10 protein-coding genes are annotated in these 14,457 nt (G+C 41.2%); 4 read left to right on the forward strand and 6 right to left on the reverse strand.

The genetic code is table 11. From position 1 onward, the window contains the following. Positions 1-39: 39 nt before the first annotated feature. From ccsA to DI53_RS11285, 3 genes are all read right to left on the reverse strand, one after another. Positions 40-2,505, reverse strand: a complete 2,466-nt coding sequence (gene ccsA, locus DI53_RS11275) for a cytochrome c biogenesis protein CcsA (protein WP_037499273.1) — start codon at positions 2,503-2,505, stop codon at positions 40-42. 232 nt (positions 2,506-2,737) lie between these two features. Then, positions 2,738-3,139 carry a cytochrome c maturation protein CcmE domain-containing protein gene (locus DI53_RS11280; RefSeq protein ID WP_037499275.1) on the reverse strand — a complete coding sequence of 134 codons (402 nt, stop codon included), beginning with the start codon at positions 3,137-3,139 and terminating at the stop codon, positions 2,738-2,740. A gap of 207 nt (positions 3,140-3,346) precedes the next feature. Beyond that, on the reverse strand, positions 3,347-4,570 hold the full coding sequence (locus tag DI53_RS11285) for a dicarboxylate/amino acid:cation symporter (RefSeq protein ID WP_037499382.1): 1,224 nt from the start codon (positions 4,568-4,570) through the stop codon (positions 3,347-3,349). 54 nt (positions 4,571-4,624) lie between these two features. Between DI53_RS11285 and mnmC2 the strand changes: the two genes are divergently transcribed. Further along, positions 4,625-5,293 carry a tRNA (5-methylaminomethyl-2-thiouridine)(34)-methyltransferase MnmC2 gene (gene mnmC2, locus DI53_RS11290; RefSeq protein WP_037499278.1) on the forward strand — a complete coding sequence of 223 codons (669 nt, stop codon included), beginning with the start codon at positions 4,625-4,627 and terminating at the stop codon, positions 5,291-5,293. 623 nt (positions 5,294-5,916) lie between these two features. On the opposite strand, the gene DI53_RS11295 is transcribed toward mnmC2, so the two are convergent. The 3 genes from DI53_RS11295 to DI53_RS11305 form a co-directional block, all read right to left on the reverse strand. After that, positions 5,917-6,420: an FKBP-type peptidyl-prolyl cis-trans isomerase gene (locus DI53_RS11295; protein ID WP_037499280.1), complete on the reverse strand. Its 504-nt coding sequence runs from the start codon at positions 6,418-6,420 to the stop codon at positions 5,917-5,919. Between the two features lie 5 nt (positions 6,421-6,425). Continuing rightward, positions 6,426-8,456, reverse strand: a complete 2,031-nt coding sequence (locus DI53_RS11300; RefSeq protein WP_037499283.1) for a thioredoxin domain-containing protein — start codon at positions 8,454-8,456, stop codon at positions 6,426-6,428. Between the two features lie 246 nt (positions 8,457-8,702). Then, positions 8,703-9,200, reverse strand: a complete 498-nt coding sequence (locus DI53_RS11305) for a SixA phosphatase family protein (protein WP_037499286.1) — start codon at positions 9,198-9,200, stop codon at positions 8,703-8,705. Between the two features lie 351 nt (positions 9,201-9,551). On the opposite strand from DI53_RS11305, the gene DI53_RS11310 reads away from it, so the two are divergent. The 3 genes from DI53_RS11310 (at position 9,552) to DI53_RS11320 (ending at position 14,457) form a co-directional block, all read left to right on the forward strand. Further along, the gene (locus DI53_RS11310; RefSeq protein ID WP_037499288.1) at positions 9,552-10,997 is read left to right on the forward strand and encodes an MAC/perforin domain-containing protein; all 1,446 of its coding nucleotides are present in this window, start codon (positions 9,552-9,554) and stop codon (positions 10,995-10,997) included. A 49-nt stretch (positions 10,998-11,046) separates the two neighbouring features. After that, the gene (locus tag DI53_RS11315; protein WP_157836773.1) at positions 11,047-12,585 is read left to right on the forward strand and encodes a thiol-activated cytolysin family protein; all 1,539 of its coding nucleotides are present in this window, start codon (positions 11,047-11,049) and stop codon (positions 12,583-12,585) included. Positions 12,586-13,203: 618 nt separating this feature from the next. Further along, on the forward strand, positions 13,204-14,457 hold the full coding sequence (locus tag DI53_RS11320; protein ID WP_052072348.1) for a hypothetical protein: 1,254 nt from the start codon (positions 13,204-13,206) through the stop codon (positions 14,455-14,457).

A 14,457-nucleotide genomic window follows, 5' to 3' on the forward strand; every position in this document is an offset into this window, starting at 1 on the left:
CCTACTATTATCTACCTACTATTATCTATATACTACTATCTATCTTCTAAACCTAGCATCTTTCAGGCGTCTGTAAATAGACATTCCGAAGCCGATAGTCATGATAATTGTTCCTGCCCAGAAAAAGTTGATGAAAGGGAACTTAATTGCTTTAAATACGACCCATTTTTTTTCTGGAAGTGGCTTTTGATAAAGCATAATTTCCAGCTTATCTTCTTTAGGAAGAATATTCGTAAAACGGAACCGTAAGCCCTGCTCATTTACATCCTTATTAAAATCGTAACTGTTGCCATCTTTTATTACGAATACAGGCTCTACAGGAAACGCCTTGTTATCGCTAGAAACAACCTTGATTTTAAGACCTACGATAATATCCTCCGGACCTTTCGGAATATTGTTCAGCTTCGCATCTTTGTTTATTCCTTCAATCACGTAATAGCCGTTGCGATAGCGCAATGTATCGCCTATGCTCACTTGATAGGTCGCAGGCTCTTCGTAATCTTCATAGCCCGTTTTTTCTTCCTCCGGAACGTTAGCGGCTTTTGCCTGCGAATCCGACGCTGCTGCGGTGATGAGCGTATAAATATCGTGCGTAAACTCATGGTGTGTACCCGGCGTACCGATTAATCCGCCCATGTCTGGGTTGTTTTGTGCGTATGGACTTAGCGTAAAAGACTTCGTTACCTTTCCACTTTCTTCATCAATCCGATCATACTTGATATTGTAATATACGTTTGGCGGAGCGACACTATCACCTACGTAGGTAACGCGGTATTCGCCCATTTGCACGGGCTCGCCCTCTGTCAAAAACAAGTTCTCGCCCGGATCGGAGAACTTATCGCCCTCCTTACCAAAATTTTGAACGGCAATATACTTGCTTTCGTTTATAGACATGACTTCATTTGTTGCCGCCGCGATCAAGGCGCCCAGCAAAAGTAGGGCGAAACCAATGTGTGCTACCGCTGACCCGGCTAAGCGCCATTTGCCTTTTAATGCATCACCCAATACGCGCATATTTGCCAACAGACAGAATACGCAGGTTAATGTCAGCAAGATATACATGGCATTCGTATACACCTTTGCGAAGTACACAATGATACCTGCAATAATTAATGCGACAACGAAGCTGGCTAACGTTGCGGCCCAAAACTTGCGTGTATCTGTGCGCTTGTATTTTAAGAATTGCGTAAATGCGGTCAGTAACATGACGACAACAGCGAATGCTCCCTGATACTTGTTGTAATGCGGAATAGGATCGATCGGAGGGGCTACTTTTGTACCGAAAAGTGCGTTAAAAACCGGGATAGATGTGGTTGCGATCATCTGTACACAAGCTACTGATAGAACCAATCCGCCAATAAACAACCAAAATTCCCTTGAATAGATGTCTTCTTCTTTTTGTGTCGATGGCATTTCTTTGTTGCGTGTTACCAAAAACACAATCATCAGTATTAAAAAGCAGAGGTTGAAAGCTATTAATTGCCCAGACATACCTAAGCTGGTAAATGAGTGAACTGACGTTTCACCGAGAACACCGCTTCTTGTCAGATAGGATGCATAGATCACCAAAACGAAGCTGATGAGCGCTAAAAATGTTGCCGTGAAGAAACCATGTCCCGAGTTTTTAAAAGCAACCATAACGTGCACAGCAGCAATTAGGGTAAGCCAAGGGATAATCGACACATTTTCTACTGGGTCCCAAGCCCAAAAGCCGCCGAAGTTTAACGCTTCGTAGGCCCAAAACGAACCCATAATGATACCAGCACCTAAGACCATAACAGCAAACAATGCCCATGGCAGTCCTGGCGTAATCCATTCCTTGAAGCGCTTTGTCCATAGGCCCGCCGCGGCATACGCAAAGGGAACTATCATCGAAGCGAAACCGAGGAACAGTGTAGGGGGGTGGATGACCATCCAGTAATTTTGTAACGTGGCGTTTAATCCGCTGCCATCGGCTATCATGGATAGGTAGTTCGGATCCTTAAATATTGGTGCCTGGAGCGCATCACGAAGCAAGATAAATGGAGAGCTGCCAAATCTCGACCCTAAAATCTCTACACCGATCAGCATGGACGCTAGAAAAGTTTGGCTTAGCATCACAAATGTCATTACAGGCGCTTCCCAGCTTTTTGCTCGGAAAAGAAGAACCGTTCCCAAAAGGACTTGCCAGAACATCCAAAGCCAAAAACTACCTTCCTGGCCTTCCCAAAAAGAGGAAATTATAAAATGTGTAGGCAAAGACCGAGAGGAATGCGCCCAAGCATAGTGGTATTCAAAAAGGTGATTGTAAATAATGTAGAACAATATTGCACCAATACTAACAACCGAGATAAGATTGGTCCAAAAACCAATCCGACCCAAGATCTTCCACGATCTATTATCTGCTTCTTTGGTTGCAAAAAAGTAGCTTAAACAGGAAAGGATGGCAGAACCGAAAGAAAGGATAACAAAAAATTGTCCAATTTTTCCAGGTAAAAGATGCTCTCCAACGTAGTTAACGTCCATTGCTTAGATTAAAAAGTAAAAAGTAAAAATTAAAAAGTCAAAAGTGACAATGCAAAAGTAAAAAGTCAAAAATCAAAAGTGACAAGTCAAAGTGACAACGCAAAAGTCAAAAATCAAAAGTGACAAAGTTGAAAAAGTAAACATGCAGAAGTCGCAAGTAGAGAAAGTCAAAAGTTTAAAAATCAGAATTGACGATTCTAAAAGCGACGGCTTTGTCTTCTTGCTCGTCTGTTTACAAGGAAGCTGTCTTCTCTATCACCTCAACTTGATCCTTATTGTATTTTGACGGGCACTTCATCAATATCTTACTCGCGTGGAATATATTTCCATCCATCTTGCCGGTCAACACGATCTGTTCTGAACGCTCGATGTCCTGCGGTTTCGATCCGTTAAAGACAACTTGGCATTCTACACTATCATTATCATACATATAGAATGAAAAATGATTCGCATCTCTAACGGGATCATAATGTAATGTTTTCCCTTTATTCAACACCCCAACCACATAAAGCTCTGTGTTTTTCTCTTTTGCTTCTGTGAAAGTAGAATACGTACTGGAGTCGGTGTAGATAACCAAGATCATAGAAATCGCTACAGCGATAATAACAATTAAGATAATTGAGCTTTTCTTCATAGTGCACTATCTCTAAATAAAATACAAAATTACGAAATGCTTTTGCATGAAAGGAATTTGTCAAATATTGGCTATTATTTAGAATTGTTCTACAGAAAACCTGCGAAAGTGGCACCTTATTCATTGTCAACTATTTGCAAAGTTGAGCGAGGATGTTCGGGCTTTTTTTGGTTAATTATCGTCGCAATATTACACGAGACTAACAATCTATGTTGATGAAGGTGCAAATTTTTCATTGGATAAGCGCGTAACAAGCATCGCGGCTACGGTGTCGCCGGTAGCATTCAAAATGGTCGCCAACGGGTCAACCAATGTACCGATAATCATGACGGCGGGGACTGCTTCATTGGGCAAGCCATATACGGAAATCATCAGCATTTCGCCCATGTAACCGCCGTTCGGAATGCCTCCCGCTACAATAGTCACAAGAACGGTGATCCCTATTGCCGTGATGATGGTGTTCCAATCAAAAAAGTTCCAGCCCAGCATCGAAAAGGCAACATATATTTTAAGGATAGAGGATATCGCTGAACCGTTTTTATAAAGCGTGTTTCCTAGTGGTATCACCACATTCGCAATTGCTGGCGGTATGCCTATTTTTTTTCCAGCATCTAAATTTGCTGGCATCGTCGCTAAACTACTGCAGGTACTTAGCGCTGTCAGTGATGGTACAATATTATTTTTCCAAAACGTAGCAGGCCCTTTTCGGCCGTAAGCCAAGAAGGCGTATAAGGTAAAAAATACAAAGAAAAAGACGATCCCAAAGCCGTAGTAAAGTGCCATAGGTTTCGCGTAAAAGCCAAAAAGCTGTGGCCCTATTGTTTTGACTTGGTAAGCGAAGTAGGCTCCTAACCCGATGGGGGCTGCTTTCATCAGTAAGAGCAGTAACTGCTTCATCACTTCGTTTCCTGCGTTTAAAAACGACGTAAAAGCTGTGGCTGCCGCACCCGCTCGGCGGGCTGCGATGCCTATCAGGAAGGAGAATATCACAAATGCAAGCATGCTTTGCCGTGAAAGTAGGTTGTTAAATTCATCGACGGTTAGGAATTTCACAATACGATCGCCCCAGCTGCTGTTGTCTGCTGTCGGACTTTCCATGACACCAGCGCTAGCCATACCAGAACTAACCGGAAAAAAATACAGCACTGCGATAGTCGCTATGGACGCCAGCACGATTGTGACAAGGAATACGATGCTCATCAAACCTATAATTTTCCCCAGCTTATTTTCTCCCTGTATATTGGCAACTGATGATGAAATAGCAAAAAATAGTAGCGGGATAATGGATACAAAAAGCAGATTCAGAAAAATGTCGCCCAATGGTTTGATGTACTCGACGGCATGGGGTGTCAAGAGGCCTATCACGCTTCCCAGAGCAATGCCCAGCAGGAGCAATAATATACTTCCGTAATTTTCAATAATCTTCCGCATGCGAAGGCTAAAGTACTTGTTTTTCTTTAGTTTTGCGATAAAAAAGCCACAGTTATGGAATTTGTAATTACCGGTGATGGATCCAACACCCTTTACCATCCGGAGATAGGGGAACATTATCATTCTAAGCATGGCGCGCTTCAGGAAAGTCGGCATGTATTTATAGAAATGGGTCTGAATCATTTCTTACGAGAGGAAAATACGAATGAGGTGTCCGTTTTGGAGGTCGGATTTGGTACTGGATTAAATTTCTTATTGACGGCAGACGAAGCGATAAAGAAATCCTTGCAGCTGCGCTATTGTGGCATTGAGGCTTATCCACTAGCAACAGATGTGATTTTCGCTACGGGGTATAACCAATTTGTGCAACCCGCTACTTGGGATGCTTTTCTCCGGCAGTACTCGGCGGCATTAAAGGAGGGTGTGGAATTTTCTGCAGCTGTCTCTCTGAAAATTGCGCACGAGAAGTTGATATCCTTCCAGTCGCACGATACGTTTGATGTATTGTATTTTGACGCTTTTGCCGCAATCCATCAACCGGAGATGTGGACTGATGAGTCGTTGGCACACATCTGTTCGTTTCTAAAACCGGGGGGAGTTTTCGTTACCTACGCCATAACAGGTAATTTGAAAAGGTCCATGAAAGCGTTGGGGTTTACAGTAGAGAAAGCGCCAGGTGCCCCCGGCAAGCGGGAAATGTTACGAGCGACGAAGGTTGGTTAGAAGTGAGTAGTGCGTAGTGAGTAATGCGTAGTGAGTAGTCCGTAATGCGAAATGAGAATAGATGTTAGTAGATAGTATTTAGACAGGTGTAGTGCGTATAGCGTAGTGCGAGAAATTAAAATATCCACACTACTTTATCGCTTCCAACCAATATTCGACTGTCACATTTGAGGGGGTATTGCGTAATGCGTATAGCGTAATGCGAAGGGTATTCTATATTTTATCGCTTCCAACCATTATTAAACGAAATGTCGCATCGAAAGCTTTGCAATATGTAGACATTTGCCATTGCACCAACCCTCCCTGCAAAGGTTTCAAGCGACGGGGTTTTGGTTCCTTTTGCCCTACAAAAGGAACGCCCTGTCCTGGCTAAGGACGGAAAGGTTGAGGGTTGGACAACCTGTTTAAGAAACCATACTACCTTACAAAAGTATTTGCCCTGCCGCGGCATGCGGCGGAAGGGATGTGTGCTGGGATTGGTATTGAGTAATGTGAATTGAGATAATAGTATACAGTACTTAGTAGGTATGGAAGAAATTTTAAAAATAAATATTAATAAATCAAAAAGGCCACATCTGCATGATTCGCAGATGTGGCCTCTTAACTTATATGGAAATGGGCTACTATTCGTGTCCTGAATGACCGTCAGCACCATGAGCATGTCCATGAGACAATTCCTCTTCCGTTGCCGGGCGAACGCCTAACACTTCAATATCGAAATTCAATGTTTTTCCAGCCATTGGGTGGTTAAGATCAGCGATTACAGCTTCTGGTGTAACTTCGATCACTACTGCACGAAATTGGTTTCCTTGATTGTCTTGCAAAGGCAATACTTCACCAACTGGAGGAAGTCCTGTCTCGTTAAACATATCTGCAGGAAGTTGTGCTACCGCACGGTCATCTTTCTCGCCATATGCGTCAACCGCACTTAACGTGAATGATGTTTTATCGCCTTCGCCAAGGCCTGCAATGTTTTCTTCAAACTTAGGCAACATCATACCTACGCCATATAGAAAAGTCAAAGGGTTTTCATTTGTCGTCTCTTCCACAAAAGTTTTCTCACCGTTTTCTTCGATTGTGTGAAGTTTGTAATTCAACGTGACTACGTTGTTGTTTTCTATTGCCATCTTGTTTAATTTATTTGGGACGAATCCCTGTTATCATTTAACAACTGTAACAGGTCTACCACAGACTTTTGTGGTAAGCTACAGGTCTTATTTCGACAAAGGTATGCTTTTGATTCCAAACCTTCTTTATCCATTAACAATGGTAAGCTACTTTTTGTTCCTCCTATCGTAATTTTATTCGGGATGTAGTGTATATCTAGCTCCTCACGCCAATCCGAAGCGCTGGTTCCGGTCAAGGCAATTTCATTTGTTCCGTATATATGTTCTAGTAGCTGTATGGCCCAATTGGAATAGGCAGAGCCGTATTGTTTAATATGGGGAAAGACGTTGGCAAACACTTGATCGGCAATAGCGAGATAGTCATCGTGGTCAAAAAGTGTAGCGAATCGGTAAAGGCTGCGCACCATGCAGGAGGAAGATGCCGGGATCACGTTATCCATTATTTCACTTTTGCGGGTGATCAATTTTTCGCCCGCCGCCGCAGACGTATAGAAGAAGGTGGCTTCCTCCTTATCATAAAATAAGGCAATAGCCTGATCCGCCAACGCTCTTGCTTTAAAGAGCCAATGCTCTTCAAAGGTCGCTTCATACAAGGCTGTAAAACTTTCTATCGTAAAGGCGTAGTCGTCGAGAAAGCCCGGTATCGCTCTATTTTGGTCAGCAGGCTGATGAAGCAATGCTTCGCCGGAAAAGCAGTGGTTAATGATGAAGTCTGCCGTTTGTTTAGCAAGTGCTAAGTATTCCGCTTTTCGAAACGTGCGGTATGCATCCACAAAGCCCTTTAACAGCAACGCGTTCCAAGTCGTTAATTGTTTGTGATCTAAGCCCGGCCTGATACGGTTCTGCCGGTAGGCGTAAAGCTTTTGTTTGATCTCTTTCAGATAGCTTTGCCATTCATCCGGAGCGAAACCACTTTCCGAGGCGAGTTGGTCTGCTTCCATGTCGCAATGCAATACATTGGTATGTTCCTCTTGCCAATTTCCAGATTCGGTAATATTGTAGTACGCTAAAAACAATGGCGCATCTTCGCCAAGAACGTCTTCGATCTCGCTTTTGCTAAAACTATAAAACTTGCCTTCTACGCCTTCACTATCTGCATCAAGCGCCGCAAAGAAACCTCCGTTGTCGGCTTGCATTTCGCGTTGCGCCCAAGCAATTGTTTCGGAAACCACCCGTTCATATTTGCTGTTAGGCTTTTGTTGGTAAGCTTCTGCGTAAAGGGAAATAAGTTGACCGTTATCGTAGAGCATCTTTTCAAAGTGTGGGATGTGCCACTGTCCATCGACAGAATACCGAGCGAAGCCACCGCCGATGTGGTCATAAATCCCACCATTGGCAATCTTCTCTAGCGTGAAGTGAACATGTAGGAGAACATCTTGGTCTTTAGTAAGTGCAGCATAGCGGAGGAAAAATAGCCAATTATTTGGTAGTGGAAACTTGGGCGCCCGGTTATAGCCTCCATCTTCATCATCAAACTGCTCGACCCAGGGTTTTACAATAGCGTCCAAGTCAGCAACAGTGTACGCGGAAGGAATAGGTGTTATAGGTAGACGCTCTGCTTTATGTATCCCGGCCGTCAAGCGGACTGCATAATCAATAGCTACATCCGGCGTCTCTTCCCACATCTGAGCGATTTGAAGCAACACCTGCTGCCAGTCCTGCGGCCGAAAGTAGGTGCCGCCATAAATGGGGCGGCCATCCGGCAGGCAGATGCAATTTAGCGGCCAGCCACCTGCGTTGGTCATCAGCTGAACAGCAATCATATAGATTTGATCAATATCCGGGCGCTCTTCGCGGTCTATTTTGATGGAAACAAAGAAGCGATTCATAGTTTCGGCTATGGCCTCGTTTTCGAAGCTTTCGCGCTCCATTACATGACACCAATGGCATGCCGAGTAGCCAATGCTTACGATTATAAGCTTATTTTCTTCTTTGGCCTTATGTAGTGCCTCATCGCCCCAAGGCATCCAATTTACTGGATTGTGTGCATGTTGTTGTAGGTAAGGAGAGTTTTCTTGTTGGAGTTGATTTGCCATAGTAACGAAGTTACGTAAATTTTATACATGGAAGATTTGGGTTGTCACGAGCTGCTTTCGAAGCGCCTTTCAAGGATACATATTCCATTGGATTGAAATGCGCTTAGTCGGTATGCAACTGAAATCTTCTACGCTTGGAACGATGCTACGTAAAGTTTGTTCTGTATGGGAAGGACCCTGATCTTCCGTTTGATTGAAAAATGTTCGTGCTTAATGCCAGTAAATAAGGAAATCCAATGTCTAGATCTATTCTTCAATAACGTGCTCCAAGCGTGCTGTATTCGCGGATAAAGTCGAATAATCAAGTCCTTCTTCCAACGTCAAGCAGGCGGCGTACGACGTTTTAAGATTGATATATTCATTAGCGATGTAGTCAATTAAATCGGACAGTCCGGGGTTATGTCCAAACAATAGCACGCGATCGTAGTTTGCTGAGACTTGATTCAAACGTTTCAGTATGTGCAGGTAATGCGCCTCGTAGATCGTAGGCTCCCAAACGATCTCTTCTTCCGGATAACCTAATGATTGGGCGAAGATCCGTGCGGTTTGGGCGGCGCGGTTCGCAGTGGATGATATGATAAGGGTTCGTTTATCAATAGGTGAGATTTTGGTTTTTATTTTTTCGGCTACCGCAAGCGAACGAGCTATCCCTTTTTCTACAAGGTCACGATTAAAATCCTCTTTTGAGAATGAATGTTCCTCCGCTTTTCCGTGCCGGATGATGTATAGTTTCTTCGAGTCCATGGATAAATATAAGAATGTACATGGATAAATCGACATTTTCGGAGCCAAAATATCATCAATTTCTTTTTCATAAAAGGTTTACATAATTGTCATTTTGTATCGTTCGGCTTTTGTTAATTTTAATCTTTTAGAATGTGCACTGCATACGGTCTCAATTAAATTTATTTTAATGCGGTATTATGAGTTATTTTGATGAATTAATTGTTTCTTTTTTAGTTTTTTGTTGATTTAAATCAATAATTATATTTTTCATTTAAAATAATATTCGTTTAAATATTATTTGTTTAATTATTTTTCTTTAACTTGTGGTGGGTTTTATCCAAAGGTTATTTAACTAACGAAGACTGAAATATGAAAAGACCATTATTTTTACTGGCAATTGTTGCCCTGTTTGCCTCGTGTAACAAAGAGCAACTGAAATTGGAAGAAAAAGATGTTGCAGTGACAAAAAACTTAGCCATGACATCTGTCCGTGCAAGGTCTGCCGGAATGGGGCCTTATGACGTATTGGGGAATGGGTATGATGTAACTGGGCGATATGCAGATGCACATTCCGCGGGATTTAAGATAATCGATGTCGGCAGGTTAAAGCAAGATTTTGCTGACCGAGTTGTAGAAGAGCGCCCCCTTGCACAGAGCTATGTCGAGGAATTTGGTGAAGATGCAGAGCAATACTCTAAATCTGTCTCCAACAAAGTCTCCGCGACTGCCAGTTACAAACTTTTTGGCGCGAGCTTGACAACTTCATTCAATTATCAAAACGATCAAAGTAGTTCGTTTGATGCCAAATATATCTATGGGAGCTATAAGTTAATGGTAAAGCAAAAGAGGTATAGAATAAATGCAGATGCCAATATTTTGAGAAATTACCTGACTCCTGAATTCTTGTCTGATCTTGCTAATTATTCCAGCCAGCAATTGATCAATGCATATGGGACACATGTGATGGTAGATATTTATACTGGTGGTCGGTTAGATCTAATGTATCAATCGCAAACCAAGAATCAAAATCGAACGGAAGCGGCCCGTGTAGGAATCAAAGTTGGCGCTAGTTTCGGTTTCGATGTTTCTGTAGAAACTGCAAATAGCGTTGACGTAAGGTCTTCTCACCAAAATTTTTCTAGAAAGTTGGTTTATAATACTTTCGGCGGAGATCCTACAAGGCAATTGCGTGGTGAGTTAAATTTGGATCTCAGTGTGCCCAAAATCAGTATTACTGCTTGGCAAAACAGTGTCACACCAGAAAACGCGGTGCTGGTCGATTTCGGATACAATGGTTTAATCCCTATTTACGATCTGATAGCAGACCCATCGAAAAGAAGTGTAGTCATGGCTGCTGTTAATCAGTATATAAGTAGTGGCCAAACAAATAATTATTATTCGAAAAGTCCCGTCTATTCGCTTTATTTCGATGGAAACCGATTACTTAGGGATCCGAAAAAGGATAACCACGTTCTTAGTATGTACCCTGGAGATGAAGATCAAAGTTACTTAAACGAAGGCATAGCATTTTATGCATTCCGATATAAAAAACCTGGAACAATTCCGGTTTACAGGTATAGAAACGATTTGATCAATAATAACTTCTTTACAAAAGACTTGGGGACCTATACCAATTATAGGTATGAGGGAATAGTCTTTTATGTCTATCCAACAGCAAATGCTACGACCGAATTCAAACTCCAGCCTATTTACCGACATTGGAGCGATTACCATATGAACCATTATTTCACTGCTAAAGCTGGGAATTTTAATAGATACAGATTCGAGCGAATTGAATTTTATGTGCCGCAGTAAGTGGTTGAAATCAATTTTCGTGTCCGTAAATCTCAAAAGAAATTTTTGCTTGATTAAAGTTGTTATTTTTTTAAAATTATATCTTGCCATGTTAAAAAAATCAATATTCTTTATTATTCCTTTTCTCACCTTGTTTTGTTCATGTGAGAAAAATGTAGAATCTATAGATTCGATTGAAGATTTTATAGAAAATCTTGACGGTAACGTCGATAATCAGTTTAAAGATTTCAGTACGCCAATCCAATCATGGTCGGCAGTCAATCTTAGATCTTATAAGTCTACTTTGGTTAGATCTTCCCCAGACCCAAATGGGTGTGTAACACTTAGTCATTCTCAATCTCGAACCTTTGATAAGCTTGCGGTACTAAACCCCAATTCGGAAATGATGTATATTGGTTCGTTGCTAGACGGTGCGTCAATGCAAAATGGTGACTATACTCCTTTTTTCTTATCCCCTTCTTATGTTAGGAAACCAGTCACATTCTCCGTATCCTTACAAGGTTCCAACGGAGTTGTGAAAAAAACAATTGAGCCGAGTTTGTCTAATTTTCGCGTATCAATGCAACAAATTTTAAATGCAGATATTGTTGGGGAGCAACCGGCTAATTTCACATTCGAAATTAAACAAGCGCGATCAAAATCGGAGATACAAATGAATATTGGAGTCAATTTGAGTTTTGGCAGTATTTTCAGTTCTTTCGCCAATTTCAATGAAAGTACAGTTTCCACAAAGAAGTACTATTTATTAAAAATCTATCAAAAATTTTTTAGTGCGGATATTGATATTCCACAAAATGGTGATCTTTTTAATAAACCTATGGACTTTAATGGTTCGCTCGCTCCATTGTATGTATCTTCCATTGACTATGGACGGAGCGCTTACTTTTTACTTGAGAGTTCATATGATTCTGTGAGCGTTCACAAATCACTAAATACTACTTTTTCTTATTGGAAAGTAGGAGCAGGGTTTAATATTAGTGGAGAAGATAAGCAGGTTTTGGATGAGTTAAAAATTAGCGGGACCGTTATCGGAGGTTCGTCAAGCGATGCCGCGACTACTATACAAGGTGTTGAGGGCTTTAAAAACTACGTTATAAAGGGAGGAAGTCTTTCTGGGAACTCTAGGGGAGAGATCATCGCCTATCGATTAAGGAGTGCGCAGAACAATTCCGTATTTCGTACAGTTATTCAAGGTAATTATCAGACAAAGGAGTGTCCACAAATGATACCGAATGGCGTATTTGTGCAAAATGTTACGAACGGTCAAGTGTCCGTTATGTTCGATGGTAGGCTCAGGCATATCCAACGCCATGAAACGTTGAGAGGGTTGTTTGACTTGAAAATACCTCAAGATTTGAGGAACTTTACTGCTGAGCAATTGACAAATGTCCCTTTGGGCGTCGGTCTAGGCCCTGATAATGGTTTGATAAGAACTAGGAATAATAATATGATTTATTTTAGGGAAGGCACTTCGTTAAGGCATGTCGCTAGTTCTGACGTATTTCAAAAATACAAATTTAGAGTGGCGACTATTAAAGATGTTCCATCTATACCTGCTGGACATCGGGTAGGTGCCCCGTTATTCTAAATTTTCTATACTCGCGCTAAAATGCTAGAACCGCGGTATGTTTAAGGATAATTTGATCCTCTTGTAAGTGCATTTTTTATTGTTAAATAATAGGCCAAAAAATGATCCAAATTCAAGATTTTTCGTCACTAATTGTAACAATACTTTATTCATAAGTTTTTTGGATAAATCTATAGCTGCTCAAATTAGTTATACTATGGGCTTCCGTGCCAGCTTTTTGTCTTTTTAAATCAGCAACTTGTTATTATTACTGAAATGTTGAAGTTTTTTTTTACGGCCAAATATTTCGCTACCTAATTAGCATGGGAGTAAGCAGTGAACGTGGTTAGGTCGATTTTATTTGCCGAAATCACGGGCATCATCCGACCAAAATCATAGGTCTATTCTGTCCGTAATATCCATTATTTTAGCAATTGTAGCTGTTAGCCTACAAAATTCCTATATTTCATAAGTTTCTGTCAGATAAGTTTTTGTATCGATTTTTTTCGTAAAATGCCTGTTGATTTTTGTTGATTTACGATTAGTTTGTAATTCCCGGACTATCTCGAGAAAAGCGCTCGTAAAAGTTGGTTTGTTTCGGTCATCGATTGAAACTATATTCGTGCATAATCCAGAAAAATGAAAGATCGATTATTTACCATCAAAATAGAGACCGCTCTTATTTTATTAACCTTTGTTGTTTTAATATCCTGTAAAAAGGTCAGTAGTGAAAGCTTCTATGCAGAAGATGTCCCGATGGCAGAAATGCCAGACCTCACCGAAGAGTTCACCTTCGGGAGTGACAAAGGTTTAGTCAATATTTCTACGCAGGCGAATGGGAATAATTTTGGTACGAACAATTCGGCTCTGTATAAAAATATTTCTTCCCAAAATTTCGCATATTGCCATCCTGACGTTGAGTATTTTCCCGAAGGATTTAACGGCTACAAATATTGGATGGTTTTTACGCCCTATTTTGGCAGTGTAGGAACTGCTCAGGATGCGAAATTATATGAAAACCCAAGTGTTGTCGTATCAAATGACGGTTTGAACTGGGTAGAGCCTAAAGGCTTAAAAAATCCTATACAAGGCGCATTGTCGGCTCACGAAAGCATAACCGAAAATAAGAATGAGCGTAAACAGGGGTTCTGGTCGGATGTTGATTGGTTTAGAGAAGACGGTAAATTTTTCCTGTACTATCGAGGTAGTATGGTTTCTGCCGCGGGGTTAGGATCCAGAGGTGCGAAATCTTTGAACAACAAGTCTAAGCTAAAGGAAAATGCTCAGCGGACTATTGTTAGGCAGACATCCAGCGACGGTGTACATTGGACCCCTTTAGAGGTCGTTTATACAAGTAATCCTCCTGCGACGCCAAAAAGTGATCATTTATTGTCGCCAACCTTTATTCCTGTCGATAACATTTACATAAGTTATGAGGTTGAGCTGCATACAGGAGGGGGCAATTTCAAAGGTGACGAACAATCGTATGTGGTTCGTCGGCAATCCAAGGATGGGTTGAATTTTAGTGTATTTGATAAATCGCAGGTGATCAATTTCGTCAAAAAACCTTGGAAAAATGTTAATCAAGCCTATTCTCCGTGGCACATTCAAGCAAGCTATGTTGATGGATATTATTTTCTAGTATTAGCTATTGGCGACGTTAAGAAATATACTTCAGATCTACTTTACTTAGCGTTCTCGAAAGATGGACTAAACTATAATGTTGTTCCTAAGCCCATAGTAGAAAGCAACGCCTACAGATCTGCAATATTTAAGAAAAATGTTACATCTGATTACATTGATTTTGGTGCAATTCTGGGGTTTAAGAACGGAGCCTTCTCATACCGAGAATTCCGTTTGGAAAAATTGATACTTGATAAAGCTTGTAAATGA

It is taken from the genome of Sphingobacterium deserti, assembly GCF_000757725.1.
In the GTDB taxonomy this organism is placed as follows: domain Bacteria; phylum Bacteroidota; class Bacteroidia; order Sphingobacteriales; family Sphingobacteriaceae; genus Sphingobacterium; species Sphingobacterium deserti.

What these genes read in the sequence shown, in the direction of transcription:
- ccsA (WP_037499273.1), bottom strand. Translation starts at nt 2,505, where the DNA reads ATGGACGTTAACTACGTTGGAGAGCATCTTTTACCTGGAAAAATTGGA.
- DI53_RS11280 (WP_037499275.1), bottom strand. Translation starts at nt 3,139, where the DNA reads ATGAAGAAAAGCTCAATTATCTTAATTGTTATTATCGCTGTAGCGATT.
- DI53_RS11285 (WP_037499382.1), bottom strand. Translation starts at nt 4,570, where the DNA reads ATGCGGAAGATTATTGAAAATTACGGAAGTATATTATTGCTCCTGCTG.
- mnmC2 (WP_037499278.1), top strand. Translation starts at nt 4,625, where the DNA reads ATGGAATTTGTAATTACCGGTGATGGATCCAACACCCTTTACCATCCG.
- DI53_RS11295 (WP_037499280.1), bottom strand. Translation starts at nt 6,420, where the DNA reads ATGGCAATAGAAAACAACAACGTAGTCACGTTGAATTACAAACTTCAC.
- DI53_RS11300 (WP_037499283.1), bottom strand. Translation starts at nt 8,456, where the DNA reads ATGGCAAATCAACTCCAACAAGAAAACTCTCCTTACCTACAACAACAT.
- DI53_RS11305 (WP_037499286.1), bottom strand. Translation starts at nt 9,200, where the DNA reads ATGGACTCGAAGAAACTATACATCATCCGGCACGGAAAAGCGGAGGAA.
- DI53_RS11310 (WP_037499288.1), top strand. Translation starts at nt 9,552, where the DNA reads ATGAAAAGACCATTATTTTTACTGGCAATTGTTGCCCTGTTTGCCTCG.
- DI53_RS11320 (WP_052072348.1), top strand. Translation starts at nt 13,204, where the DNA reads ATGAAAGATCGATTATTTACCATCAAAATAGAGACCGCTCTTATTTTA.